Raw genomic sequence first — 25,652 nt, 5'->3', positions numbered from 1 at the left:
GCCGCTAGCCCATCCCGGGCAGATTGAGACCGGGGGCCATGCCACGGGTCAGCGATGCGACTTCGTCGTCGACCTTGCGGCCCGCCTCGTTGACGGCGGCCACCACCAGATCTTCGAGGAGGTCCGGTTCGGAAGGATCGATGGCGTCCCGTGAGATCTTCAGGGTCAACAGTTCTTTCTTACCGTTCACGCTTGCGGTGACCATGCCACCGCCTGCGGCCCCCTCGACCTCGAGAGTTTCGATCTCCGTCTGTAAGCGTGTCTGCATCGCTTGCAGATCCTTCATCATTTTTCCAAGATTCATCGGGTCTCCTCCGTCTCGTCGATTCCACTCTCTTCGAGGTACGTAGGCGATTCCTCGAGAGGGCGGATGTCGACGATCTGTGCTCCAAATTCACGTAGCAGTTTGTGGACGGCCGGCTCCTTCTTTGCGGTCTGGATCAGTTCCTCGCGGGAGGGTTCGTCCGAGGTCGGCGTGGGATCCGCTCTCGGCAAGGGAGCCGTTGGGGTCGACGTTTCAGTCGCAGGTGCCGCGTCTCCGGCAGCGGCGGACGATGTAACCCGCCATTTGAGGGACGCGCCGAATCGGCGTTCACACATCCCGGCAATCCAGTCGGTGGTCTCGGCACTGCCCAGACGCCCCGCCAGCGCCGTCGGGCCGGCGAACTCGACTCGGGCAACGCCCTCCTCGAGCCGGAGTGTTGCGCCTTGCGCAAGCATCGCCCCGACTGCCGGTCGTTCGTCACGAATCGCCTGCAGAAGGGTCGCCTCATTCAGTGGCCGGACGGCTACGGGCTTTTTTTTTTCCGGCTCCCGTCTTGGCGGGCTGCCGGGGGCTGAGGCGCGTGCCGGGGGCGGTGTGGGGCGTTGGGGAGAGCCACCGATTGCGCCGGTCTCGAGGGACGCCAACACCTCCTCGATCGGTCGAACCGAGCCAAGACCGGCCAGTCGAATGAGCGCCGCCTCGAAGAGGAATCGCGGCCTTGATGATGTCTTGAGGCCGTGCTCGAGGTCGGCGACGATCTGAAAACTACGGTTGAGGTCGTCGATCGATAATCCGTCGGCGGCCTCAAGGAGTGCTGCAGCCTCGTCCGCGGCGCGGCTCAGTAACGGCGTTGCGTCATCCAGCGTGCGCATCAGCAGGAGATCTCGTAGCGTGGCGATCCACTCGCCCCAAAAATGAAGAAGGTCGTGACCCTCATCGACCAGCCCGTCGAGCACCGCAAGCATGGCGGCACCGTCGCGTTGCGCAAGTCCGCGAGTCAGATCCGTCAAGACGGCCGAGCGAACCCCGCCAAGGATTCGCAGCAGCGCATCGTCGTCGATCTCCGTTCCGCAAAACGCGAGAACCTGCTCTAGGGTGGAAAGCGAGTCCCGTACGGACCCTTCGCCCGCGCGGGCGATCCGGTCGAGCGCGGCATCGGAGATCGTGACCTTCTCGGCCTCGCAGATCCGTCGGAGATGTCCGACCATCTCCCGGACGTCGACACGTCGAAATTCGAATACCTGGCAGCGCGAGAGGATCGTCGGTAGGACCTTCTGGATCTCGGTCGTGGCGAGGATGAAAAGCACGTTGGGAGGCGGTTCTTCCAGGGTCTTGAGCAGCGCGTTGAACGCCGCCTTCGACAGCATGTGCGCCTCGTCGATGATGAGGATCTTGTAGCGATCGCGGGCAGGCGCGAACGAGATCACTTCCTGAAGTTCGCGAATGTTGTCGACGGAGGTCCGGCTGGCGGCGTCCAGTTCCAGCACGTCCATGCAGCGGCTGTCGGCGATCTCCTGACAGGGTGCACAGGTCCCACACGGAGTGCTGTTGGGTCCGCTTTCGCAGTTGAGGCACTTGGCCAGAATTCGAGCGGCCGTCGTCTTGCCCGTTCCTCGTAGACCGGAGAAGACGTAGGCGTGGGCCAGTCGGTCGAGTCGGATCGCGTTGGCGAGGGTCTGGGTGATCGCCGTCTGACCGACGATCTCGTCGAACGTCTGCGGTCGCCATTTCCGGGCTAGCACCTGGTAGATGGCTCGACCTCCCTCGCTACGTTGCGATTCGGCTGATGGGACCCAAGTGATCCTGCGGCACCTGTCACGACTCGCTTACCGTTGCTCCCTTCCGGGCCTGGCGGAGTTCACAAGATGACAGTGCACAGGGCTTGGGCCCCGCAATACGATTCTCGGCCAAGTGCCTGCCGGGGTCTCGGGGTCGATGTCGAGGTTGGCGGAGAGAGTGGGATTCGAACCCACGGTACGTTTCCGCACACACGCTTTCCAAGCGTGCTCCTTAAGCCACTCGGACATCTCTCCTCGTCGTCACCCCGTCGATCCGTCGACCCCCACAAGCACTGATCTGGCGAAACCGTGGCGGAGAGGGTGGGATTCGAACCCACGTGCCTCCTCACGAAGGCTAAGCGCTTTCGAGGCGCCCCCGTTATGGCCACTTCGGTACCTCTCCGATCTGGTTTCCCCAGTCTTCACGGACACTTACTCGGACGACTCCTGCCGACGCTGTCGGAAGAAGTCCTTCATGATGACGGCGATCTCTTCAGCGAGTACGCCGCCACGGACCTCGAACTGGTGGTTCAGGACCGCACCTTCATTTCTCAGACGCTCCAAACCGGCCAGCGACGACACCTTCGGGTCGGTGGCGCCGTAGACCAGGCGATCGATCCGAGCATGGATCGACGCACCCAGACACATCAGGCACGGCTCCACCGTACAGTACAAGGTGGTGCCGACCAGTCGGTAGTTTCCGACTCGACCGCCTGCCTGGCGCAGCGCGAGGATCTCCGCATGCGCCGATGGGTCGAGGCTGCTGATGGGGAGATTGTGAGCCGCCGCGAGGATCTCCGATCCCCGGGTGACCACCGCTCCCACCGGCACCTCACCGGCGTCACGGGCCAGCCTGGCCTGCTCGATCGCAAGCCGCATGAACCGCGAATCGTCGATCATCCGTCTGCCTGGTCGGACCGGAGGGACTCGAACCCCCGACCTACTGGTTCGTAGCCAGTCGCTCTATCCAGCTGAGCTACGGTCCGTCTGTTGGCACATGTTGCGGAAAATGAGTCTGAAACTGCCCCGTCCGGGCAAGGCGGGAGTCTACCACCCACCTAAGGGGGTGTCAACGAAACGGCGCTAAGCTACTGAATAATAACGACTTATGTGAAATTCCAGACTCCGCTCGCCGCCGGCTTGCCCGGGGCTGACCCTCGAACCTATATTGGAAACGCGATAACGCCGAAAACAACGACAGACCAGTCAACGCGGAGAATGCCGATGGTCAGCGAGAACGATAACGGACGCCGCTTTTTCACCACGTCCGAGGTCGCGCAGTATTGCGCCGTGACCAACGACGGCGTCCTCAAATGGATCAAATCCAACAAGCTGCGGGCGTTTTCGACACCAGGGGGACACTACCGGGTCTCCGCCGAGGACTTCCGTGCCTTCCTGGAGAAATTCGACATCCCCGTGGACGAGTCGTTCTTCCGTGGAACCCCCAAGGAGCGGACCGTTCTTATCGTGGACGACGAGCCGAATATCCGCGAGATCGTGCACCGTCTGCTCAAGGAACTGGATGCGGACCTGAAAGTCGAGGAGGCCGCCGACGGTTATGAGGCCGGGATCAAGATCGGTAGCCTCGAACCGGATCTGGTCATCATGGATGTGATGATGCCGCGCGTGGACGGGATCTCGCTCTGCAAGTCCATCCGCGAGAACCCCCGGTTCTCCCGAGTCAAGGTTCTTGCGATCACCGCATTCCCCGAGCAGGACAACGTCAAGAAGATGTACGACGCAGGCGCCGACCTATGTCTGATCAAGCCGTTGCAGTTCGAGCACTTCCGCCTGGAGGTGATTCGGCTCCTGAACGAGGCCGAACGGGGGCAGACCGCCGCGTCGCGCTAGACCTGCGAGTCGACGGTCAGCAGTCCGAGACGCAACATGTCTTCCAGGACCTTCTCGATATCGGTAAGGGCCCTCCGGCTCTCGACTCCGTACTTTTCGCAGAGTGACGATGCGATGGCGTCGATTTCTGTCTGGCCGTCACAGAGCAGATAGATGTCCCGGGCGGTTCCGTTCAGGACGTGGATCTCGTCCTGCTCCGAATCGTAGGCCAGGAATTCGTCGCCGAGATCCTTACACTGGAATCGGTCGTTCTTGCGAGGCTGTACACTGACCATCAAATTCTCCGGTCCAGGGGAATGTGCGGTGACAGCCTTCATGTTCCGACATTCCGTACCCCGAGGTCAACCACGAAGCACCGTTTGGATGGTACTTACCGTCTGGCCAAAATCGCCGACCTCCAGTTGGTAGCAGCGAACGTCGCGCAAAGCTCCGGCGACGTCCAGGAACAGACGAGCGAGCGAGCCGTTGTAGCGCTTCAGAAGGGCACCCGATCCTCGACGATTCAGGATCTCCTGACAGAGCGCGTCGGCAGCGACGCGCCGCGGAATGGCGGTTAGCCGTGGGTCACCGGCAAAACTCGGTCGGGTGGTGACTCGCTTTTCGGAGCGGACTTGAGGTCGGTCCAGAAGGGCGTTCAGCGCCGCCGTCGGGTATCGACGATGATCGAGTCCTAGTGTCCATTGTCCGGCTGTCGCCGTCACGACGGAGTCGGTTATTTCGATCCCGTCGACGCCCAGCAAGTCCTTTTCGAAACGGAGAGCATCACGGCCGTAGTATCCGATATCGACGGAAATCGGCTGGTCCGTGGCATTCCGATCGTTCAATAGGACGACTGTGCGCAGCGGTACCGGTTGTTTGACGACGGTGTCCTCACCAAGTAGTTCTCCGATATCAGCAATCTGCTTGCCAAATAGCGAGTGTTTGCTGCTCCGCGCGCGGCGGACGATGGCTTCGGGCACGGCGGCCTTTCCCTCCGGATAGAACGCGATAGCCCGAGGGAACGGAAGAACGACGCCTTTCGCCATATCCAGAGGTGCATAGTCGTCGCCGGTCAACCGGTAGCCGGATGCGGCGAGGGCCAGCGCCAGAGAACTCTTGCCGTGTCCCGAGGGGGCGGCGAGAAGGCAGGCGCCTTGGTCGTTGACGACACACGCGCCATGCAGGACCGCGTACTCGCTGACGCGGTCCATCGTTTGTTGCACGAACTCCTGGTAGAGCTGTTTGCCCTCGTGCCCCAGGATGGGTGTCGGCAGAACGACGCCCTCGACGGAGACGCGCGCGTCGGTCACCGAAATCGTCACCGTGTCCGGCCGATCCTCGGAGGATGTGGCGAACCGTCGGTACGCGTAGGCGATCGGATCGACCAGATCGGCAGGGCCTGTGATGCGAATATTGTGACCGAGAACGCAAAAGTCGTGCGTCGCTTTGACGGTCATCTGCCGGCTCCCAACAGTACGACCTTCACCGTCTTCAGGACGATCCACAGATCGAACAGCAGGTTGTTGTTCTTGATGTAGTAAAGGTCGTATTTCAGCTTTTCCTTGGCGTCATCGTCGGTTGACCCGTAACCGTATTCGACCTGGGCCCAACCCGTAATTCCGGGTCGCACCGTCTGCCGTAGCCCGTAGTACGGGATGCGTTCTTCCAGTTGCCGGACGAAATGGGCTCGCTCGGGGCGCGGCCCAACGAAACTCATCTCGCCCTTGAGCACGTTGAAGAGTTGTGGGAGTTCGTCGATGCGGAGCTTCCGCAGAATGTTGCCCACAGGCGTAATCCGCGGGTCGTTGCGTTGGGACCAGGTCGGTCCCGTCTCCGCCTCTGCGTCCCGCCGCATCGAACGGAACTTCTGGACCCTGAAGCTTGTGCCGTCGCGGCCGAGACGCTCCTGTTGGTACCGAACGGGGAGTCCCATCGTCAGTAGCACTGCACTCGCCGCCAACAGCATCAAGGGGGCGGTGAGAATCAGCAGCACGGTCGCTAGGAGCAGGTCCGCCACGCGTTTCAGGGCCGAGCGGAGTATCGAGGTCTTGAACCCATCGGAGAAGATCAACCACGAAGGGAGCATGGTCTCGATGGCGATCTTGCCACTGATCCGCTCGAAGAACGTGGTGGCCTCCTCAACGTCGATGCCCAGAAGACGCAACTCCATCAACTGGCGCACGGGTAGCTTCCCCCGCTTCTCGTCGAGAGCGACGATTGCCCGATCCGCGCGGTGGTAGGCGAATCTGGCGATGGACTCGTAGTCGGTCTGGATTCGGACGCCCATAGCCAAAACGGTTCCAAGTCTTGATTCGTCTTCGTCGGCAAAGCCGACAACGGCGTGACCGGAACGGTGGTGACTACCGATCCATCGACAGACCTCTCGGGCGGTCTCCCCCGTTCCGACAATCAGCACGTTAACCCTGCGAGCGTTAAGAATGTCGTATCGCTCGGAGAACCAGCGCCAACAAGCGACAAAGGGCGGAACCAGGATCAAGCCTTCTAATAGCAGGACGACTGTGAGGGACCGAAGATCGGAGCCGCTGACCCAGAGGTAGGCCAGGTAGATCCCGATCGGGAAAAGCGGGATCAATGCGAGTAGCGTGATCTCGCGCCGCAGACTGGCGCTGTCCTCCAGGCTACCCCACTGGCTGGCCGGCAGCATCAACGCGAATACGCCACCCACAATCGCGCCGTCGAAGGCCGGCCGAGTCGGCTGAAGACCGGTGGTCAGTAACAGTGTGGCAAGCTGCGCGAGATAGAGCAGTCCCACAAGCATCAGCCCCTCGATCGCGAGATAGACAAGGTAGCGAGGACGGGTTAATCGAGTGGGTACCATGCTTGATGAGGCTCCGAACGGCTCGCAATTCGAGGATAGCAGCCGTCTTCGGGTCTCAACGTACGAACGAGAGCCACTAGAGTCAAAACACAGATGATGCATCTCTGATTTCTGGTAAATGTATATGCCTGAAGAATTGTGCGGAATTGTCCAGAGAGGTTCACAATCGTTCGAAATTTCCGCTTGACACCGCTAGAATAGATCGGATTCTGTCGTAGACCGCACGGGCACTGTCTAAAACGAAGGACATTTCATGAGGGTACTTACCCGCCTCTGGTTCGTTGCAATGGCACTCTGCGCAGGGGGAATCGTCGTGACGACGGCTTCCGCCGCCGACACTCCAGCGAGTGGATCCAACCGGTCGGACTTCCAGGTCGGTATCGAGGATGTTCTGCGTATCTTCGTCTACGAAGAACCGGACCTCTCGTTAAGCGTCCGGGTTCGTCCGGACGGGAAGATCACCGTACCGCTCATCAATGATCTCCATGTTGCCGGAAGGACACCGGAAGAGATCCGTTTGCAGATACTGGAGCGGCTGAAGGAGTTCATCACGGTCCCGGTCGTCACGGTCATCGTGGAACAGATCAACAGTTACCGCGTCTTTTTTCTCGGCGAGATCAACGCTCAGGGCGCGCGTCAGTTCTACAGCCCGACCCGAATTCTGCAGGGAATAGCGACTGCCGGCGGGTTATCCGAGTTTGCCAACAAGAAGATCGTTCTCGTCCGCGAGCGGAACGGGGGCGAGGTTCGCATACCTGTTGATTACAAGAAACTCGTGGCTGGGGATGCGGCGCAAGAAAACCTATTTCTTCAGCCGGATGACATGTTGCTCTTCTACTAGTTGCTCGTGAGATGAATTTCCAGCAAGGGGCCAGTCGGATGTCCAAGATTTCTCAACGATCCAATGCCTTCAGAACGTCGGTGTTGTTGGCAGGAGCGGTTTTCCTGTCGATCGAACCGCTTGCTGCGCAAAACGTCCGGTTCGATCCGTCGATCGCACTCGAGCAGGGCTATTCCGACAACGTTGGCTTTAGCGGGGCGATGGAAGAGTCGGATACCGAAACTCGACTCCAGATCGTGTTGCCCTGGGATCGCGAGACCCGCAAGAGTCGCCTCCGTTTCAGCTACACGCCGACGCTCACCAAGTTCGGCGACTTTGACCAACTCGACAACGATGGGCACAAATTGAGTATGGAATACGACCGGGACTTCGGCAGCGGATCGGGGCTGGCGCTTCGTCTGTCGGCCGACCGCACCCAGACTCAAGGTGACGCTGCCGGCATCGACGATTCCGATCTATTCCTGACGGACCGAACCGAACGAGATCGACTCCGAGCCGATTTGCGTTATCGCGGGAACCTCAAGGGGCGTTGGGGTTGGGGCGGAACACTGGGTTTGGCGACGACGTCCTTCGAGGAGATAACCGACTTTGCTCCGATGCCACTGGCATCGGGGGCAGAGGACCGTGATGAAATACGCGCCGGGATCAGCGTGACGCGGGCGATCTCGCGAAAGAGCAACCTGGGAATCGCCTATGACTACGGGCGATTCGATCTGGACATGTCCGGCAACGAAGATAGCCATCAAGTTTCTATCGTCGGTGGCTACGAGGTCAGTCGCAACGAACGACTGAGCTACACAATAGGTGGCTTTCAGAGCAATGGGGAAGCCGCGGTAGGTGGAGTCAGCACCGACGATTCTCGCCACGGCTTTAGTGCGTCTATTAGTTACGAGAAAAAGATGAAACGGGCCGGACTGAATCTCGCATTGAGACACGAGCCGACCTCCGGGGGTGCTCGTGTCGGAACATCGACCAATACATCCATTGCCCTAGGGATCGCGGGGAGTATTGCGAGCCAGTGGCGTTGGTCTACGTCGACGCGCTACGCCCAACGCGACTCAAGCGACGAGGCGTTAGCGACGCTTGACACGATCGCGGTGGGCGGCGAGGTCGAACGCGACGTCAGTGGGATCTTTAGCGTTCGTCTGCAGACCAACTACATCACGCAGTCCGGCGGTGACTCCGCGACGGATGAGACGTCAACCATCGTTGCTCGTCTGGGTCTCGTGTGGCGCCCCCTGGGGCGCAGTCCAATAGCGAGGTAGTCGATGAACCAAGACGGGAACAATTCGATGGTCTTCGAGCTGATCGACGCGGTGCTCCGCAACTGGTGGACGGTCGTGGCGGGCGTTTGTCTGGGCCTTGCAGGTTCGATGATCGCTCTCGATCATATTCCGAAGGCCTACCGTGCGGAGGGTCAGATCCGAACGACTCCCCAGCAGATTCCGGATGAATTCGTGCAAACGACGGTCACACAGAATATGGCCCACCTGCTCGTCGTCTTGCGGGGTGAGGTCTTTGACCAGGCCAGCATGGAAGAGGTTCTCGATCAATTCTACGAGACGGTCGATGAACCTACGCGACGGGCACGCAAGATCGAGCAACTGCGAAAACAAATTGATGTCGGCGCGCTCGGCGGATCGGGTCTCTTCACTCTACGTGTCGTCAATACCGATGCCGTTCGGGCCGCCAACGTTGTCAACCTGCTGATGCAACGATTCATCGAGCAAAACAATGCATTTCGACAGAATCAGGCCGGCGACACTGCGGCAGAGCTTCAGTTGTTGGCTGACGAATGGCGCGAAAAGTGGAAAGAGTCGCAGACGATTCTCGACGCTTTTGTCAAGGAGCACCCGTTCCAGACGTATGACTATCTGGAACTCAATCGACAATCTCTTGCGACATCCAGGGAAGAGTTGAAGGCAAATGGCGAACGTCAGGACGCGCTGGGAAAGCAGGTCCGAGAACTCGAGGCGATCATCGCGTTAGAGAGTTCGTCGGGCGATGTTGCCGCACTTCCAACCTCTGCCGCTGACCCGTTGGCACTGCAGATCAAGAGCATCGACGCCGAAATACAAGCGCTTCTGCTTCGATGGACGGAGAGTCACCCCAACATCAAGTCCAGAAGGGCTCAGCGCGATGAGTTGGTTCGACGCCGGGAAGCATGGTTGGCCGATCAGCCAACTGCAGCCAACCCGGATCAGCCCGAAGGATCGCCGGACGCCGCTCGACTTGTTGAGCTCAAGGAAGACCTTTCCAAGGTGCGGGCGCGAGAAGTCGCCATCGCGGCCGACATCCGACGATACGAGTATCGGATTCGCAACACGCCGGAGGTGCAAACCAAGGCGACCGAGCTCTCCAACGAAAGAGATATCTTGCGTGGTACGTACGAGAAGAAGCAGCGGGATCTCGAACAAGCTCGGGTGGCCGTCCAACTCGAGACTCGTGAGTTGGGAGCGCAGTTCAAGATCGTATCGCTGGCAGATGTTCCGCTGAAGCCAATCCAGCCGCAGCCGCTGAAAGTCTATTTGCTGGGCCTGGCGGCGGGTTGTTTACTGTTCATCGTGCCGGTGCCATTGAATCGAATGCTGCACCCGCTAATCCTCTCCGAGGCGGGCATGCGGATGGCGTCCGAAGTTCCGATACTCGTCTCGATACCGCAGTTAACGACGCAAGAGAATCGTAGCGAACGGATTCGACGGGGGTTCCGAAACTTCTCTTTGGCCATTCTCTCCAGCGGCGTTTTGGCTGCCGTAGTGGTCCTTCTCCGCGCTCAAGGATGATTCGATGAACTCCAAGCCCGACAACGTATCCAATCTTAAAATTCTAGAGAATGCCGGTCCCGCGAACGCGCCAAAGCGAGCTAAGTCACCGGTGACAGCCGGAGTGCCGATGGTGAAGCTGATCAAGCGCAAACTGGCCGTGGATGAAGAGATCGTCATGCTGTCGCAGCCGCGGTCGCTGGCCTCGGAGCGTTTCCGTCGATTGAAGACGATGCTCGTTAACGACCCCGAGGAGTCGCCCCAGGTGATTGTCGTCACGAGTGGCGCAGCCAATGAAGGGAAGTCCCTCGTATCGATTAACCTTGCGTTGGCTTTTGCCGCCGATACCGAGGGCGAAACTCTTCTGATTGACGCCGATCTACGCCGCCCGACCGTCGACCGACGCTTGTCGCCCGAACCCAAACTGGGTCTGCACGAGCTTCTGACGGGAAGAACCGTGACGGAACATACGCTCATCGAGCTTCAGAACACGCCACTGAGAATCTTGCCGGCCGGTGGCCGCACCAGCGATCCGGTCGAACTGTTGGCGTCTGAGATGGCAAAGAAGCTGATCACGAGCCTGCGCGAACGCTTCACCCGAATCATCATCGATACTCCGCCGATCGTGCCATTCACCGACGCCGACGTGGTCGGGTCCTACGCGGACGGAATCCTGGTTGTTGCTCGAGCGGGTCGGACTCGCCGCGCGATGCTACAGCAGGCGATTCAGTCGGCAACCTCGACTCGCGTTATTGGGGCGGTACTGAACGACGCGACCTATAGCCTCGCGGATCGTGAGGGTTACTACCACGATCGCGAGTACTATCGCTATTACGACAGGGGCGGCAAGTGATGGAGCTTCCTTCTCGAGTTGTCGCGCTCGGAGGAGGAACCGGCTTACCTCTCGTTCTCCGTGGGTTGCGGGAGGTCCTCGGTGCTTCCGGTCGCGATACCATTACCGCCGTCGTAACCATGAGCGACGACGGCGGCAGTTCAGGCCGGTTGAGGCGATCCAGGGGGTTGCCGCCTCCCGGCGACGTCAGGAATTGTCTTGTCGCGCTATCCGAGGCAGAGGACCTGCTGGCGGGACTCTTCCAGCATCGCTACGAGGGGGTCGCCGAGCTGGGTGGGCATAGTCTCGGCAACCTGATCCTCGCGGCATTGGCAGAGCAGACAGGTAGTTTTCTGAAGGCGGTCGAGGTTTCAAGCGAAGTGCTTCGCACGACCGGCCGCATCCTGCCCGCGACTCTCGACGAGGTGATCCTGGAGGCGGAGATCGCCGGTGGCTTCGATATCATCGGAGAGTCGGCGATCGGCGAATGTCCGAAACCGATCCGTCGCGTGCGTCTAAACCCGTCCAGCGCGCGCGCGACTCCGGGTGTTCTCGACGCGATTGTTGCCTCGGACCTCATCGTTCTGGGGCCTGGAAGCCTCTTCACGAGCATCCTCCCGAACCTGTTGATCGATGGAATGGTCGACGCGATTCGCGCGTCGTCGGCCCCGTGTGTGCTGGTTGGCAATCTTGTGAGTGAACATGGTGAGGCTGCCGGATTGGGTCTGACGGACCATCTCGACATCATTCATCGGCATGTTGGGGGAACGATCGTCGACATACTGCTTTGCCACGATGGGGAGATTGACCCGTCCACGCGAGAGCGTTATCGCGAGGAAGGGGCAGTACCTCTCGCGGCGCCCGAGAGCGATCACGACGGTGTTCAAATTGTCCGTCGCATGCTCGCAAGTGCAACCCGCAAATTACGCCACGATTCTTGCTGTACAGCAGAAGGACTGCTGGATGCCTGGCGTGCGCTCCGCAACCCGCGCGAATGGGGTCAAACCAATGAGTGAGTCGAGTCGCCGAACCGATGACGAAATACTGACCTCTCGTGAGGCAATGGCGCTCCTGAAGATCGGGCGGACGAAGCTGTGGCAGCTGACGCGCGACAGCTCGGTTCCAGCCTATCGACTTGGGCATGGACCCGGGGCGGTGCTGCGTTACAAGCGGTCCGAGCTGATCGCATGGCTGGATCAAAACCGAGTTGGTTGACGATGAATCGCCGGGTTCATGCGATGACAGTCGACGTCGAAGAGCACTTTCAAGTCTCGGCGTTTGAAGGATACGTTCGTCGCGATCAATGGGAGCAGCAGCCGTCTCGCGTCGTGAACAACACTCGGCGATTACTTGATCTATTCGACACCTTGAAGCTTCACGGGACGTTTTTTGTGCTGGGTTGGGTGGCCGAACGACAGCCGTCGTTGGTTCGCGAGATTGCTGATCGTGGTCATGAGATCGGCTGCCACGGCTACAGCCATCGATTGATCTACGACCAGCGTCGTGATGAATTTCGTGACGAATTGCTCCGGGCCAAGACTCTCCTTGAAGACCAGAGCGGACAACGGGTCGTGGGGCATCGTGCCGCGTCATTCTCCATCGGTCGCCGCAATCTGTGGGCGCTTGACGAATTGGTTGATGCCGGCTTCGAGTATGACTCTAGCCTGTTCCCCGTTCGTCACGATCGTTATGGAGTGCCGGGAGCGCCACGGAGTATCTATCGTTTAACAACGCCGCATGGCGGCAGCCTGATCGAGGTTCCGCCGTCCACCGTCGCCCTGGGCCGCTGGACTTTGCCAGTTGCCGGGGGTGGTTACCTGAGACTCTATCCGCAGGCCATTACGGACTGGGCGATCCGTAGAATCGCCGGCGAGCAATGCGCTGCGGTGGTTTACGTTCATCCCTGGGAGGTTGACCCCGAGCAGCCGAGGGTTAGTGGATTGCCGGTGCTGCGGCGATTTCGTCACTACGTCAACATCGACACGACCGAACGCAAGCTTCAAAACCTGGCGGGACGTCACCGTTTCGGATCGATGCGTGATCTGATCTCGATGAGCGGACCTCTGCCCGCAGTGTCGCTGCACTGAACGCGTTTATGCTCTGGGCCAAGGCATTGTTAACGTTAAGCGTAATCGGATTGGTCTACATCTACGCGGGCTATCCGCTCCTTGTCGCGCTGATTGCTCGTTGTCGCCCAAGGCCAGTCCGAAAGGGTGATCGACTGCCCGATGTCACGATCCTGATCGCTGCCCACAATGAGGCCGAGTCGATCGAGGCGACGATTCGCAATAAGTTGGAGCTCGATTACCCGCCAGAAAAGTTGCAGGTGCGAGTGATTTCAGATGGCTCCACGGATGGTACCGATGAAATCGTTCGCGGCCTGTCGTCGTCGCGGGTAAGGCTAATCCGGCAAGAGTCACGTGGCGGAAAGACCCTGGCCCTCAACCGCGGCATCGTAGAGACCGATTCCGAAATTGTCGTGTTTGCCGATGCAAATTCGCTTCACGCACCCGATGCACTGCGCGCGCTCGTCGCCAACTTCGTCGATCCTGAAGTCGGCTACGTAACGGGAAAAATGATCTATACCGACGAAAGCGGCAGTCCTGTTGGTGACGGCTGCAGCGCCTACATGCGATATGAGAACCTACTCCGTAGACTCGAAACACAGGCGGGTTCGATAGTTGGCGTCGACGGCGGTGTCGATGCCATCCGACGTGGCTTGTACGAACCCATGCGCGAGGACCAACTCCCTGATTTCGTCCTTCCGCTGAAAGTCACGGCGGCCGGCTACCGAGTCGTATTTGAGCCCGAGGCACTGCTTCGAGAGCCTAGCCTCGATCGCGCAGGTGACGAATACCGAATGCGAGTACGGGTTTCTCTGCGAGCATTGTGGGCACTCCACGACATGCGGCGATTGCTCAATCCGTTCCGCCACGGCCTGTTTGCCTGGCAGTTGTTCTCTCACAAGGTGTTGCGCTACGCCGCGTTTCTGTTCCTGAGTGTCGCGCTTCTCGCGAACAGCATGCTGTGGGACGCAGGACTGTTCTGGCGCGTCGTGTTGGTCGCACAGATTGCAGCATACGTCGCGGCCCTTTGCTCCTGGCTGCTAGAGCGGATCGGTAAGCGGATTCGTCTGTTTTACTTGCCGCACTACTTCACCCTGATAAACCTGGCAGCGGCCCACGCCTTCTTCAAGTATCTGCTGGGGCGAAAGCAAGTGCTGTGGACGCCGAGAAAAGGATGAAAGTTCTCCATATCATCGACAGCGGCGGTTTGTATGGTGCCGAGAAGATGCTGATCGCCTTGACGACGGGGCAGGTTCTCGCGGACGTACAACCGTGCGTTTGTAGCATTGGCCTACCGGGAGAAACGGAGAAGCCCCTCGAGCGCGCGCTGCGTGCAGCGGGAATTGATGTCTGGCCCTTGCGAATGCGGAAGGGCCTAAATCTTGTGGGGGGCTTGGCACTCGTACGTGAGGCGCGAAATCGTGGATTTGACGTACTGCACACTCACGGCTACAAGGGCAATATCTTGCTCGCATTATTGCCGCGATTTCTGCGGGGAATTCCGTGGGTGGTGACGACCCATGGTTGGTCGCATGGGGCGGGATCGACCCGATCCCGGCTTTATCAATGGCTGGATGAAAGAGCGATTTGTGTGGCGGATCGTGTGGTCGCCGTCTCGGAATCAATGTTGTCGCTTAGGCCGTTTGCGCGTCGTGGAGTCATGGATCGCTCCACCGTGATCACGAACGCCGTGTCGCGTCCCGGGACAACCGGGGTTGTCGATAAACGGATCGCGAGTTTTTGTGAGCCCTCGGTCACGGCGGCAATCGTCGGTCGGTTGGATCCTGTCAAGGGACATTCACAGTTGTTGCAGGCGATGGTCGGCGTACGATTGCGTCTACTGGTGCTCGGGGACGGACCACTCATGGAAGCACTCCAGGAGCAGTGCCGGATGCTCAACATCGAGGATCGAGTGATGTTTGCCGGATTCCGTGACGACGTCGCCGATTGCTTCGCGGCTGTCCAATTTCTCGTGATGCCCTCGTTGAGTGAGGGTCTGCCGATCACGCTTCTCGAAGCCATCGGAGTGGGACTGCCGATCGTGGCTACCCGTGTGGGCGGTGTGCCGACTGTGGTTGAGAATACGCACGCGGGGCTCCTGGTGCCGCGGGGGGATGTGGAGGCCCTGGCCGCCGCACTTGCTCGCATGACCGACGATGAAGGACTGCGCAGCAAGCATCGTGACGCAATGGCCATGAATTCTGCGGCACTATTCGACACCGAATTGATGGTTCGAAGTTATCTGGGCGTTTATTCCAGGGCCGCCGCATGAGCGTTGTGCCGTCCGTCAGTATTGTCGTTACCTGCTACAACTACGGCCGGTTTCTGAGGGGTTGCCTGGAGTCGGTGTTGGCACAGACCTACCGCGATTACGAAGTCCTTGTTATTGACGATGGATCCACGGACGACTCCGTTGAGATTGCGCGGGAGTTCGTGGCTGGGGAGCGCATCCGTCTCCACGAGCGGGAGAATGGTGGTCAGGCGAAGGCCAAGAATGACGGCATTCGTCTCGCAAGGGGTGCGTACATTGCGTTCCTCGATGCCGATGATTACTGGGAGTCAGACAAACTGCAACGTCAGGTCGAACTTCTAGAAGGTGGCGACGCCGGAGTCGTATTCAGCCGTTCGCGGCAAGTAAATGAGGCGGGTAAGCCCGTAGGTTCTTCATCGAATAACAAGTATCTTCTGCCTCGGCGAGGCGATGTTACGGGTTCCCTGATTTTTGATAATTTTGTCCCGTTTAGTTCATCGGTCGTGCGAAGGGAATGTTTCGAACAGTTAGGTGTGTTTGACGAGAACCTCGCCATGGCAATCGATTGGGACCTCTGGTTACGGTTTTCGATTCGTTACAAGTTCGATTTCGTCGATGCTCCGTTGTTCAGCTACCGCGTTGGCCACGCCGGGCAGATGTCAAAGAATCGTGAGCGTCGTCAGGCTTGCTGCGACCGAATTATGGAGCGGTTCCTCAGTCAACATCCGGGGGTCGTTCCCCCCTCGGTTTTGCGCAGAGCGCATGCCTATACCTGGGCGAACCGTGGACGTTACTACGAACGTGTCGATCGGACACAGGCGTGGCGTTGCCATGCTCGATCATTGCGCAGTCGTCCATTCCAATTCTCTGCGATAAAGGGTCTGCTGCGGCTCGCCATTCGGCGATTGCCACGGGGGCATGGGTAGCCCGATGCGAGTCGCGTTTCTAGTCGATACCATCGGATCCGATAAGGGGGGGACCGAGCGTCAGTTACTGGCAATCCTGCGGCGACTGGATCGGCGTCGCTTCGAACCCGAATTGATCGTAATGCGTAGTTCGCCCTGGATGAAGGCGAATCCATTGCCTTGTCCAGTCTGGGTTCTCAATTACCGAGGATTCCTCAGCCCTTCATTTCCTCGAGTCTTGCTTCGCTATCGGCATTTATTGACATCACGCAGGTATGCCGTCGTGCAAACATTTCTGGAAGAGTCGATCCTGCTTGCGGGTCTTGCCGGAGTGAATCTGGAGTCCGCTCCGGCGCTGTTATCGGCCAGGCGCGATACCGGAATGCCGGGCGAACATCCGTGGTATCACTCACTGTTTAGAGCATTACGCCCGATTATCAACCGACGTTTCCATGCGATCGTTGCAAACGGCACACAAGTCAAGGCCTACACGGTCGAAGAGGAACAGGTTGATCCGTCCAGGGTTCATGTTATCCCCAACGGTGTCGACTTACCTGCGGACTCCTATCCCGTGCCCGAGCCTATCCGGAGTGGCGACGAGGCGATCTGGATCGGTGCCGTGGCCAATCTCAAACCTGTGAAGAGAATTGATTTACTGATCGACGCACTCCAGATCCTCGGGGGACGGCCCAACGGTCGACCCGTGAAACTATTGATTCTTGGAGATGGCAGGGAGCGAGCCCGGATCGAAAACCATATTGCCCGTGCCGGTTTGCAGGACGACGTATTCATGATCGGCGCCGTCAAGGACGTGAAGCCGTATCTGGCACACCTGGACATTGCAGTCTCGTCGTCCGATCGCGAGGGATTGTCGAATGCGATTCTTGAGGCGATGGCTGCGGGTCTTCCGGTTGTCACAACCGATGTGGGTGAGAGTAGGGACCTGGTCAAGGAAGACAACGGCTACCTGGTCCCTTCCGGCGATGCGAGCGCACTGGCGGATCGGATTGGACGGTTGATTGCGGATTCCGATCTGCGGCGTCGGATGGGGCAAGCCTCGCGCCGAAGGGCCCAGGACGAATTTAGCTGGTCATCGGCGCTACGGCGGATCGAGGCCTTACTTACAGAAACGGCCTCTCCATGAACATTCCGTCCGTCATTCGCCGCAACATCCTGTTGCCGCTTCAATGTCTTTACTCGGGAAGTTCTCGGTTGTCGTACCTTGCCGAATTGCAGTCCTCACAATATCTGCCTACTGCAAGACTGTTCGAGTTGCAGAGCAAACGCTTGTCGAATTTGTTGAACCATCTGGCCGATAACAACGAGTTTTATAGATGTCGCTTTCGTGAGTATGGCGTGAATGTCGCTGGCGTGGACCCTTTGGCAGAGTTACGTAAATTGGCTCCGTTGGACAAGCCGACGATTCGCGCGGCCGGAGATGCGATTCTTTCTGACGGTTATCGCAAGTCCGATCTGATGGAATTTCGAACCGGCGGCTCAACAGGGGAGCCGCTTCGGCTGTGGATCACCGAAGACTGTAGTGAGCGACGCAATGCTTGTGCTTGGCGCCATGATCAGTGGAGTGGTTGGCGAGTCGGCGAGCCCTTGGGTGCACTGTGGGGCAATGCGAAGCCGCCTGCCGGCCTCAAGCAGCGACTTCGAGCAGCGCTGCTGGATCCGACCGTTGTACTCGATACAATGCGACTATCCGCTCAAACCACACATGAATTTGCGACGGCATGGAACCGAGTGCAACCAACGCTGCTGTTCGGTCATGCTCATTCGATCTATCAATTGGCTCTGGAGCTTGAGGCGCTAGGCCTGGACACTGTCACACCGAAGGCGATCATCGCGACGTCGATGTCCTTGTTGGAGCCCGAGCGAATTGTGATCGAACGTATCCTGGGTGTCCCTGTTACCGATCGATACGGCTGTGAAGAAGTAAGTCTCATTGGGTCGGAATGCGAAATTCACGATGGCATGCACCTCAACGTCGAACACCTGATTATCGAGTTTCTTGATGACGACGGAATACCCGTCGAGGACGGAGTGTCGGGGCGGATAGTGGTAACTGACTTGCAAAACCTGGCCATGCCCTTCGTCCGTTATGAAGTCGGAGATATGGGTGTTCCTAGCAGTGAAGCATGTCCTTGTGGCAGAGGACTACCCATGATGGAAGGTCTATCGGGCCGCATCGCAGATTTCCTTTTCAGGACGGACGGTTCGAAGGTTGCAGGAATCTCGATGATCGAAAACACACTGACGAAGTTCCCGGGGATTCGTCAGATGCAAATCGTCCAGGAAACGGTAGCGGAATTTCGACTTCGGTTGGTTCTGGATGGCGACCTAGATCGCTCATTGGAAGTCCAACTAACCGCAGTCTTCGTTGCGGCATTTGGCGAAGGCATCTCTGTCGCTTTTGAACTGACAGATCGAATTCTACCCGAGGCGTCAGGTAAATTCAGATTCTCCGTATGTCGTGTCGCGCAAACATACCCATGACTGAGGGACGGCATCACGTGACTTCGGAGAAGCTGGCAGACTACCCTCCGGTGCCCTCTTGGATGGTGTTGTCGTTAAGTGTTTACGTCGCAGCATGGTACCTACAGATTGGCACCAGGTGGTCCATTCTGGGTGCGGTCAGATTCGAATTTATACTGGCCTCGCTTCTAATTGTCGCAACTGTTTTCCGCTGGCTGGGCGGCGCCGCCAGAGGCCAAAGTAATCAACCTCTAGTCGCGTGGACATGGATACTCGTTGTCATCCTGGGGCTACATACCATCTTTTCGGTAGACCCTGACCGTTCGTGGTTCATCTTTTCGGAGCGCGTTCTCAAACTTATCTTCATCGCAGTGTTTATCGCGACGTTTGTAAAGAGTCCGCGCCATCTTCGCTGGATACTCGGTGCCCTGCTCTTTGCCTGGCTAAAGCTCGGGCAGGAGGGTTTGATGGGGCACATTACCGGTGGCCTGATGTGGCAGAACCAGGGAATCATGCGTCTTCACGGCTCGACCGGGATGATAGCCCACCCGAATTCATTTTCCGGTTGGGCGCTAGGCACATTACCGTTTGTTATCTACCTCTATCCGGTTGTGAGGTCGCGAGGACTCCGAGCACTGTTGATTCTCCAGGCGCTACTGTCGATTCACGTCTTAATTTTCACCGGTTCTCGCACAGGATATGTTGGTGTTGTTGCGCTAATGCTGATCATCGTTTGGCATAGCCCCAAACGGGTGCGAACGTTTACGGCAATTGCGATGGTCGCGGTTGTGGCTTTCTTTGCGATCCCCAAGAGCTACCTTGAGCGAGCCGCGTCAATCGTTACGCTGGAGGAGGCTGAAGGCAACTCCTCAGGTGCTCGCATCCAGATCCTCAAGGATGCCTGGGTGATTCTCCAGGAGAATCCACTTGGCGTCGGAGTTGCCGGATTCCCAAAAGCACGATTCGAGCGTTTCGGACGATTACAGGATACGCACAATCTCTACTTGGAAGTCGCGACAAATATTGGTATTCACGGCCTGATTGTTTTTGGAATGTTCGTATTCTCGATGTTACGAAGTCTGCGCCGCACGCGGTTGCATGCTGCCGAGTTGCTGGGAAGGATCAACGGCAGCAAAAGGCTGAAGGCAGCGAAGCTTCGCGCGGGCGATCTCACGTTGATCATGGCGACAGCTCGGGCCGTCGAGGCGTTCATACTAATCCGTTTGACACTCGGACTTTTTGGAATGGATCTCTATGAAATTTATTGGTGGCTAGCATTGGGATTCGCAATTTCGCTTCGTAGTATCTTATTCAACGCGCAACGAATCGAAGAATACTCTCCGTCGTTCGAGAAGTTGTAGTTGAATTCACCTGTGAGCGATCTGCGCCTAGGATCGCTACAAGCGGTTGGGAACTAGCTGCGAAAGAGGGTTACTTACTCTTGCCCAGGTGTCGGTAATTTGTCGGCTCGCTTGACGTTTGTTGGGGGCAGTGCAGTCTCGGAATTATTACCACCGCCTGCACCAAAGGTTAAAGGGTAGCCGTTGGTATTGACATTGCCAGCCGAATCGGTGACGTAGATATAAGCCTCTTGGCTGGCATCGAAAGAACCTTTGTTAACTGTTACGCCGATGCTTGTCGAACTCCAAGTAGTTGGAATCTGCATCGCGCAATCGGTACGAGCGGCGTAGGTTGAAGTGTCGCAAATCTCTACGTGAGCCCGGGTGTTGTCGATGTATACATCGTCGATGTAGCGATTAGCAGTCGAACCGCTGGAAAAGTAGAACCCCAGTTTAATTTCGTTAAAGACTGAACCGCCGAGTCCCATTTGTTGTAACTCATCCGCGTTTGAATCGTATCGAGTAACGTCCTGGAAGTCTCGCCAATAGTGCAGTTCCTTGTTGGGTGCAGATGGGGCTATATCAATATGAACCGTCGCCTGTTCCCATGACTGGTGGTTCCACGATCCACCGTAATAATGAGTGTCGCCGACAAGGCTAGGGTCGTACTGCACTCTTATGCTTGATACATCGGTGCCGTTGTTTGGCTTGGTTTTTTCGGGGATTGCAAGAAGCGGAACCCCCTCACCCTGGGGGCTACCAAGTGACCCATTATTGCCCTCGATACGCATCACCTTGGAGTTCCGAGCGCCCTGCCCCTCGTAGCAGGCACCACCGGAATAGCATGAGTAATCCGTGCGGTGGTAGAACGATATGAACAGAGTTGACCAGCTACCTCCAAGCAACTGGAATGAGCAATTATAATTGTTTGGCACAGTAAAGTCTGAGTGCGCCGACCGGGTGCTGCCCGTGCGAACGGGTGTATCGACGTATCTTGGAACGGTGCCGCCACTCGAATATAGCGTCCACCCGCTCAGGTCAGCACCCGGCGCTCCCGCCTCGAAGTCGTCCCACTTGATAGGTGCCGCTGGGGACTTGGTGCCGAATTCCGTTCCAGACAGTACAAGGCTTTCCCCATGAATTACTGCACCGGAGACATTCTCAATTTGAGGGCTGGCGTTCAAGCTTAAAGTTGAGACGGCAAGCAGCAACGGGGCTAAAACATGAGGCGGAAACCTACAGGCGGAGCCGACTAAGTTATTTTGCATCTCACCGTTTCTTTGCAAAGTCCATTCCCCACGACTCGCTACCGTTTCCAGTATGAGTTCGTTTGCGAGTTAACGCAAGGTAGGTGCCAACACATCCGAAAAGGCCCATTTCTCAATAAAATTCTATGAGCTGCGACGATGGAACACTTTACGGCAATAGTAGTGTTGAATTGTAAGCGTCTCTTGTACAGACTAGCTTCAATTTCGTAAGGCGGGGCTTCAGTTTCGAAAGAGAAAGACGCTATAGCACCGTAGCGGGTGGGGGGATTGACTGAGGCGAACGATTCAACGAACGCTTTCCCACTTCGGATCTACTTGGCAATTAATGCGTTCGCGGTATCGACGAGGTCGGCGAATTTATGCAGCCACGAACTGTTCAACTCGGATCGTAGTAAGGTCGCTTCGTCGGCCAGGCGGGATTTGTTCTGGGTCGCTCTTAGCAATGCGGCCGATATGGAATCGCTGTTGGGATTGCAATATTCGGCGCCCTTGTTGAAGTATTCGCGTATTGCGCGAGTATTGGATAGAACCATCGGCTTGCCCAACGTGGTTGCCTCATAGGCGCCGCAGTTCAGCGTATGTTCGTTCCGAGTCAGTGTAATAAGCAAATCCGCTGAGCGGAGTAACGTTTGGTAGTCTCTTTCTGGTAGGAATCCGCAGAATTCGACTTGTTCCGGAAGAACATTCTCTTTCAGCCATGCTTGGATATACGCACTAGGTTTTCCCGTAATCGACAGATGCCATCCCAACGGAAGGTTTCGGGCTGCCTCGATCATTTCCAAGACTGGCTCGTCTTCACCGAATCCACAAATCATCACCGCATTGCACAGGTTGGGAAGTTTGCTCGCTCGCCCCGTGGTGAGAGTCGGAAGTTTGTCTTGAAGCACAAATGGCCGACCACCGTTGTCCCGGACGACCCCCGCCAGAAACGCGTTCGTAACTACCGTCAAATCAGCATTTCTGATAGTAAACCAACTAACCGCGTGAAACAGTTTCCACTTAAAGCTGCCACTCTTGTCGAACTTGAAGCTGGAATGCCGATCGACAATTAACTTAAAGTTCAGCAGTTTTCGAGTAACACAAAGTAGGGCGGCTAGGAAAAGTGACGGATTCTGTGCGAACACAAGGCGCGGCGACGCACTCCAAATCGCTCTGAGTGTCTTAAGTGATAACCAAGTGTAGCGTAGCGCACGATTTGGAATATCCGAAGATGACTGAGCAAGCAGAAATAATTTAGCTCCTAGCGCACTCGCCAATTCTACAGATCGACGCTGATTCTCCCACGTGATCCAGATCACTCGGCTGGTGCGCAATTTGATTGGTTCGTTCCCGACTATCATCTTCGGAATCAGTTTCCTTCACCCCAAGTGCCGACGGCTGCCCGATTCAATTCCGGAACTCTCGTCCAAACATTCTGGGTCAACTTGTTTCCACTCTAAGACATATTACTTAGTCGCACCGGATTGTCGAGAAACGGTTTGTTGAAGTGGCCCGCCATGTCCCGGAAACGCATGCGAAGCACCGATTGCGGATCTCGACGGCTACTCGCCTCCACCTCGTGAAGCGCGTACGCCCTCTTCAGGAGAAAGATCAGCGAAAATACTAACGCATCCTGCTGGGTCAGATTTCGGGGACCATGTCAGCTGGATATCCTGTCAACTTTGGATCTTCCGATGGCGGTGACCCGTCCAGCGATGTATCGGCGCCACAGTACTTACAGCGCGACGACCTCAAGCCACTGTCCGGGATGTAAATCCGAGTATCATGTGTGCACGATGCACCCCGCGTTCGCCAAGTTCTGCCTGTTCTTTCCGGTCGTCTGGCTGAGGGGTGAGAAGGTGGGTCGCTACCTACGGCGATACCAGAAGTCACAGTGGGACGCTCCACGAATAGTCCGAGAGCGACAACATGCCCGCTTCCTCCAACTAGTGACTTTCGCCAAGGATAACGTCCCACATTACGCAAGAACTCTTGCAGATATAGACCTGAATGGACTTGCTGAAATCAGCGAGTTGGAATTTGTTAACAAGAAGGATCTCATCGAGAATAAGTCTAACTTTGTCGCGCGTCGTAGATTTCGGCACTCAGTTAAGACAACGGGGGGGTCCACTTGGGAGCCGATGACGCTATACAAAGACTCAGAGGCGATGGCAATGGAACGCGCCGCCCTCTGGCGTGGCTATTCCTGGGCCGGAATAGACATCGGCGACCCACAGGGGCGATTCTGGGGCATGCCGCAAGGCGGCAATGCTCGAATGGAGGCGAAGTTAGTTGATTTCATTAACAACCGCCATCGAATTTATGCGTTCGACTTCGATGAATCGACTTTCATGGCGCACTACCAAGCACTCAGTGCATTTCAGCCGCGATACCTATATGGGTATGTCTCACTGATTCGACTATTTGGTGAGTTTCTCGCTGAAAACAAACTTGTCGTGCCACCAAGCCTTCACAGCATCATTACAACCGCCGAGGAGCTAACCGAGGAAGCGCGTCATTCGCTTGAGTCAAGTTTCGGTGTCAAGGTCTATAACGAATACGGTTCGGGGGAAATAGGCACTATTGCTCACGAGTGTCCGCTAGGCCAATTGCACATCAGCGCTGAGAATGTTCTTGTCGAAGTAATCGATGCCAGAGGAAATCCCTGTGAACCCGGGGAGTTAGGAGAGCTTGTCGTCACCGAATTGAATAATCATATGTTTCCATTAATCAGATACCGCATCGGGGACATGGGCAGAATTGCGACGGACGCCTGCGAATGTGGAAGAGGATTACCTGTCCTCAGTGGTGTCTATGGACGTGTTTATGACATTATTCAAACTCCAGCGGGTCGCAATTTCCATCCAGCCTACTTCAGTTATGTCTTCAAGGAACTCACGCAGCACGGAGTCGATGTGCGGCAGTTCCAGGTGCATCAGTCTTCACTCTCAACACTTCACATAAAACTAATTCCTGTATGTGAATTGTCCGAACAAGCGATTAACCGGCTTAGACAAAGAATTCAGAAAGATATGGGTTTCGAAATGACAATCGAAATCAATCTTGTCGAGAAGATCCCTCGCGAACGATCAGGAAAATTTAGGGCTGTGAAGGGGTTGCAACTAAAAGCACCATTCCAGTAGGTTGCCCCGATATTTACGTAAACGGTCGAGTCACGGCGTTCTTCCCCTCCGACCGACTTTGGGGTGATCGTCGCGGCGCTACACACAATGAAGGTGTCGCAATCGGAGTCAACGGAAATGCCGGCAACAATAACGAAACGAATCGGGCAATTCCTTCCTCGAAGGCTCCGTAGGGTATTGCGTGAGATTAGGTACGAATATCAGATACGCCGACGCAAATTCGTATCGCCGGAATCCGAGTACAAATTGATCGATAGATTAGTAAAGTCAGGGGACTGTGTTCTGGACATCGGCGCCAACGTAGGTCACTACACGGTCAAACTCTCTCGACTCGTCGGACCTGACGGGCGAGTGATCGCCCTTGAACCGTCACCGGACACTTTTGAATATCTCACTCGAAATGTCGGTTTACTACCAGTTCAAAACGTAACGTTACTTAACGTAGCGGCCTCGGACGCAAGTAACATTCTGCGACTTGACATACCTAGCAACGAAAGCGGAATACCCAATTACTACCTAGCGCGACTTACGGAGAAAACTGGAGGACTCCGAGTTGTTTGTATTGCGGTCGACGCATTGAATCTAACGCAAAGGATTTCACTGATCAAAATTGATGCGGAAGGTCATGATAACAGCGTGCTGGAAGGGCTAGATCAATTACTTCAACGATACCATCCTGTATTGATTGTTGAATCCGTTAACGCGAAGACTAAGGCGCGATTGCACGAGCTGGGCTATCAATCAACCCGACTTGATCGATCACCAAACATCATGTTTCACATAGGTCTGTTGCCCGAATGAATCGGGTAACGCCACCAACGTCCAGCGTAGACAGGCTGCTACTCGCCACGGCGTTTTCGGGGCCGGATACAGACTTCGACGAACTGATCCGCGAGTGTGACGATTGGGCATCGCTACTGGAAAAAGCGGGGCGTCATCACTTACTTACATCGCTCGCTGTACGAGGCGCAGGGCACCCGTCCATCGCCGAAGATGTGTCAAGAACACTCGAAAAGATCAAGAGCGAAACTACATACCGTGATCGGATGACGGTTCTAACTCTTTCTGAAAT

At 56.8% G+C, this 25,652-nt stretch carries 23 protein-coding genes, 3 tRNA genes and 1 other RNA gene; 15 read left to right on the top strand and 12 right to left on the bottom strand.

The annotated features are described in order from the left end of the window. Positions 1-4 precede the first annotated feature (4 nt). From OES25_11675 to OES25_11645, 7 genes are all read right to left on the bottom strand, one after another. Positions 5-304, bottom strand: a complete 300-nt coding sequence (locus tag OES25_11675) for a YbaB/EbfC family nucleoid-associated protein (protein ID MDH3628292.1) — start codon at positions 302-304, stop codon at positions 5-7. Continuing rightward, complete coding sequence (dnaX, locus tag OES25_11670; GenBank protein MDH3628291.1) at positions 301-2,007, bottom strand: DNA polymerase III subunit gamma/tau; 1,707 nt, start codon at positions 2,005-2,007, stop codon at positions 301-303. Before dnaX ends, OES25_11675 begins: the two co-directional genes overlap by 4 nt. 46 nt (positions 2,008-2,053) lie before the next feature. Further along, positions 2,054-2,153, bottom strand: an RNA gene (gene ffs, locus OES25_11665) — signal recognition particle sRNA small type. A gap of 57 nt (positions 2,154-2,210) precedes the next feature. Next, a tRNA-Ser gene (locus OES25_11660) sits at positions 2,211-2,298 on the bottom strand. 55 nt (positions 2,299-2,353) lie between these two features. Further along, positions 2,354-2,446 (bottom strand) — tRNA-Ser (locus OES25_11655). A 29-nt stretch (positions 2,447-2,475) separates the two neighbouring features. Continuing rightward, the gene (gene tadA / locus OES25_11650) at positions 2,476-2,943 is read right to left on the bottom strand and encodes a tRNA adenosine(34) deaminase TadA (GenBank protein MDH3628290.1); all 468 of its coding nucleotides are present in this window, start codon (positions 2,941-2,943) and stop codon (positions 2,476-2,478) included. A gap of 9 nt (positions 2,944-2,952) precedes the next feature. Continuing rightward, positions 2,953-3,029, bottom strand: a tRNA-Arg gene (locus OES25_11645). 238 nt (positions 3,030-3,267) lie between these two features. Between OES25_11645 and OES25_11640 the strand changes: the two genes are divergently transcribed. Beyond that, positions 3,268-3,894 carry a response regulator gene (locus OES25_11640; protein ID MDH3628289.1) on the top strand — a complete coding sequence of 209 codons (627 nt, stop codon included), beginning with the start codon at positions 3,268-3,270 and terminating at the stop codon, positions 3,892-3,894. Here the strand turns inward: OES25_11640 and OES25_11635 are convergent. The 3 genes from OES25_11635 to OES25_11625 all read right to left on the bottom strand — a co-directional run bounded on the left by OES25_11635 (position 3,891) and on the right by OES25_11625 (position 6,712). Further along, positions 3,891-4,169: a PqqD family protein gene (locus OES25_11635; protein MDH3628288.1), complete on the bottom strand. Its 279-nt coding sequence runs from the start codon at positions 4,167-4,169 to the stop codon at positions 3,891-3,893. The two genes, OES25_11640 and OES25_11635, sit on opposite strands and share 4 nt — an antisense overlap. Positions 4,170-4,235: 66 nt before the next feature. After that, positions 4,236-5,330 carry a hypothetical protein gene (locus tag OES25_11630; protein ID MDH3628287.1) on the bottom strand — a complete coding sequence of 365 codons (1,095 nt, stop codon included), beginning with the start codon at positions 5,328-5,330 and terminating at the stop codon, positions 4,236-4,238. Beyond that, complete coding sequence (locus OES25_11625) at positions 5,327-6,712, bottom strand: TIGR03013 family PEP-CTERM/XrtA system glycosyltransferase (protein ID MDH3628286.1); 1,386 nt, start codon at positions 6,710-6,712, stop codon at positions 5,327-5,329. Before OES25_11625 ends, OES25_11630 begins: the two co-directional genes overlap by 4 nt. 253 nt (positions 6,713-6,965) lie before the next feature. On the opposite strand from OES25_11625, the gene OES25_11620 reads away from it, so the two are divergent. The 13 genes from OES25_11620 to OES25_11560 all read left to right on the top strand — a co-directional run bounded on the left by OES25_11620 (position 6,966) and on the right by OES25_11560 (position 20,211). Beyond that, entirely contained in the window at positions 6,966-7,553 is a 588-nt protein-coding gene (locus OES25_11620) for a polysaccharide biosynthesis/export family protein (protein MDH3628285.1), read from the top strand. 38 nt (positions 7,554-7,591) lie between these two features. Continuing rightward, positions 7,592-8,818 (top strand): hypothetical protein, encoded by a 1,227-nt coding sequence (locus OES25_11615; protein ID MDH3628284.1) that lies wholly within the window; start codon positions 7,592-7,594, stop codon positions 8,816-8,818. 3 nt (positions 8,819-8,821) lie between these two features. Further along, positions 8,822-10,336, top strand: coding sequence for a hypothetical protein (locus OES25_11610; protein MDH3628283.1), 1,515 nt, complete (start codon positions 8,822-8,824; stop codon positions 10,334-10,336). A 109-nt stretch (positions 10,337-10,445) separates the two neighbouring features. Continuing rightward, on the top strand, positions 10,446-11,168 hold the full coding sequence (locus OES25_11605) for a CpsD/CapB family tyrosine-protein kinase (protein MDH3628282.1): 723 nt from the start codon (positions 10,446-10,448) through the stop codon (positions 11,166-11,168). Next, positions 11,168-12,163 (top strand): uridine diphosphate-N-acetylglucosamine-binding protein YvcK, encoded by a 996-nt coding sequence (gene yvcK, locus OES25_11600; GenBank protein MDH3628281.1) that lies wholly within the window; start codon positions 11,168-11,170, stop codon positions 12,161-12,163. The genes OES25_11605 and yvcK overlap by 1 nt, the downstream gene beginning before the upstream one ends. Further along, a complete protein-coding gene (locus tag OES25_11595; GenBank protein MDH3628280.1) occupies positions 12,156-12,362 on the top strand; it encodes a helix-turn-helix domain-containing protein in 207 nt (68 codons plus the stop codon). Before yvcK ends, OES25_11595 begins: the two co-directional genes overlap by 8 nt. Continuing rightward, entirely contained in the window at positions 12,335-13,234 is a 900-nt protein-coding gene (locus tag OES25_11590; protein ID MDH3628279.1) for a DUF3473 domain-containing protein, read from the top strand. Before OES25_11595 ends, OES25_11590 begins: the two co-directional genes overlap by 28 nt. 26 nt (positions 13,235-13,260) lie before the next feature. Next, positions 13,261-14,391 (top strand): glycosyltransferase family 2 protein, encoded by a 1,131-nt coding sequence (locus OES25_11585; protein ID MDH3628278.1) that lies wholly within the window; start codon positions 13,261-13,263, stop codon positions 14,389-14,391. Further along, on the top strand, positions 14,388-15,485 hold the full coding sequence (locus OES25_11580) for a glycosyltransferase (GenBank protein ID MDH3628277.1): 1,098 nt from the start codon (positions 14,388-14,390) through the stop codon (positions 15,483-15,485). Before OES25_11585 ends, OES25_11580 begins: the two co-directional genes overlap by 4 nt. Beyond that, positions 15,482-16,390, top strand: a complete 909-nt coding sequence (locus OES25_11575) for a glycosyltransferase (GenBank protein MDH3628276.1) — start codon at positions 15,482-15,484, stop codon at positions 16,388-16,390. The genes OES25_11580 and OES25_11575 overlap by 4 nt, the downstream gene beginning before the upstream one ends. A 4-nt stretch (positions 16,391-16,394) precedes the next feature. Further along, positions 16,395-17,513 (top strand): glycosyltransferase, encoded by a 1,119-nt coding sequence (locus tag OES25_11570; protein ID MDH3628275.1) that lies wholly within the window; start codon positions 16,395-16,397, stop codon positions 17,511-17,513. Beyond that, positions 17,510-18,871, top strand: a complete 1,362-nt coding sequence (locus tag OES25_11565; protein MDH3628274.1) for a phenylacetate--CoA ligase family protein — start codon at positions 17,510-17,512, stop codon at positions 18,869-18,871. The genes OES25_11570 and OES25_11565 overlap by 4 nt, the downstream gene beginning before the upstream one ends. Positions 18,872-18,888: 17 nt before the next feature. Further along, positions 18,889-20,211, top strand: coding sequence for an O-antigen ligase family protein (locus OES25_11560; GenBank protein ID MDH3628273.1), 1,323 nt, complete (start codon positions 18,889-18,891; stop codon positions 20,209-20,211). Between the two features lie 74 nt (positions 20,212-20,285). Here the strand turns inward: OES25_11560 and OES25_11555 are convergent, their stop codons facing one another. Both OES25_11555 and OES25_11550 read right to left on the bottom strand, forming a co-directional pair. Beyond that, positions 20,286-20,984 carry a hypothetical protein gene (locus OES25_11555; GenBank protein MDH3628272.1) on the bottom strand — a complete coding sequence of 233 codons (699 nt, stop codon included), beginning with the start codon at positions 20,982-20,984 and terminating at the stop codon, positions 20,286-20,288. A gap of 785 nt (positions 20,985-21,769) precedes the next feature. Continuing rightward, the gene (locus OES25_11550) at positions 21,770-22,756 is read right to left on the bottom strand and encodes a glycosyltransferase (protein ID MDH3628271.1); all 987 of its coding nucleotides are present in this window, start codon (positions 22,754-22,756) and stop codon (positions 21,770-21,772) included. 630 nt (positions 22,757-23,386) lie between these two features. On the opposite strand from OES25_11550, the gene OES25_11545 reads away from it, so the two are divergent. Further along, on the top strand, positions 23,387-24,580 hold the full coding sequence (locus OES25_11545; protein MDH3628270.1) for a hypothetical protein: 1,194 nt from the start codon (positions 23,387-23,389) through the stop codon (positions 24,578-24,580). The last annotated feature ends 1,072 nt before the right edge of the window (positions 24,581-25,652 follow it).

The organism is Acidobacteriota bacterium, from assembly GCA_029861955.1.
Lineage (GTDB): Bacteria > Acidobacteriota > Polarisedimenticolia > Polarisedimenticolales > Polarisedimenticolaceae > JAOTYK01.
This window is presented reverse-complemented; position numbering and strand designations above follow the sequence as displayed.

Coding starts and splice junctions, on each gene's coding strand:
- OES25_11675 (MDH3628292.1), bottom strand. CDS start 304: ATGAATCTTGGAAAAATGATGAAGGATCTGCAAGCGATGCAGACACGC.
- tadA (MDH3628290.1), bottom strand. CDS start 2,943: ATGATCGACGATTCGCGGTTCATGCGGCTTGCGATCGAGCAGGCCAGG.
- OES25_11640 (MDH3628289.1), top strand. CDS start 3,268: ATGGTCAGCGAGAACGATAACGGACGCCGCTTTTTCACCACGTCCGAG.
- OES25_11635 (MDH3628288.1), bottom strand. CDS start 4,169: ATGGTCAGTGTACAGCCTCGCAAGAACGACCGATTCCAGTGTAAGGAT.
- OES25_11630 (MDH3628287.1), bottom strand. CDS start 5,330: ATGACCGTCAAAGCGACGCACGACTTTTGCGTTCTCGGTCACAATATT.
- OES25_11625 (MDH3628286.1), bottom strand. CDS start 6,712: ATGGTACCCACTCGATTAACCCGTCCTCGCTACCTTGTCTATCTCGCG.
- OES25_11620 (MDH3628285.1), top strand. CDS start 6,966: ATGAGGGTACTTACCCGCCTCTGGTTCGTTGCAATGGCACTCTGCGCA.
- OES25_11615 (MDH3628284.1), top strand. CDS start 7,592: ATGTCCAAGATTTCTCAACGATCCAATGCCTTCAGAACGTCGGTGTTG.
- OES25_11610 (MDH3628283.1), top strand. CDS start 8,822: ATGAACCAAGACGGGAACAATTCGATGGTCTTCGAGCTGATCGACGCG.
- OES25_11605 (MDH3628282.1), top strand. CDS start 10,446: ATGGTGAAGCTGATCAAGCGCAAACTGGCCGTGGATGAAGAGATCGTC.
- yvcK (MDH3628281.1), top strand. CDS start 11,168: ATGGAGCTTCCTTCTCGAGTTGTCGCGCTCGGAGGAGGAACCGGCTTA.
- OES25_11595 (MDH3628280.1), top strand. CDS start 12,156: ATGAGTGAGTCGAGTCGCCGAACCGATGACGAAATACTGACCTCTCGT.
- OES25_11590 (MDH3628279.1), top strand. CDS start 12,335: ATGGCTGGATCAAAACCGAGTTGGTTGACGATGAATCGCCGGGTTCAT.
- OES25_11580 (MDH3628277.1), top strand. CDS start 14,388: ATGAAAGTTCTCCATATCATCGACAGCGGCGGTTTGTATGGTGCCGAG.
- OES25_11575 (MDH3628276.1), top strand. CDS start 15,482: ATGAGCGTTGTGCCGTCCGTCAGTATTGTCGTTACCTGCTACAACTAC.
- OES25_11570 (MDH3628275.1), top strand. CDS start 16,395: ATGCGAGTCGCGTTTCTAGTCGATACCATCGGATCCGATAAGGGGGGG.
- OES25_11565 (MDH3628274.1), top strand. CDS start 17,510: ATGAACATTCCGTCCGTCATTCGCCGCAACATCCTGTTGCCGCTTCAA.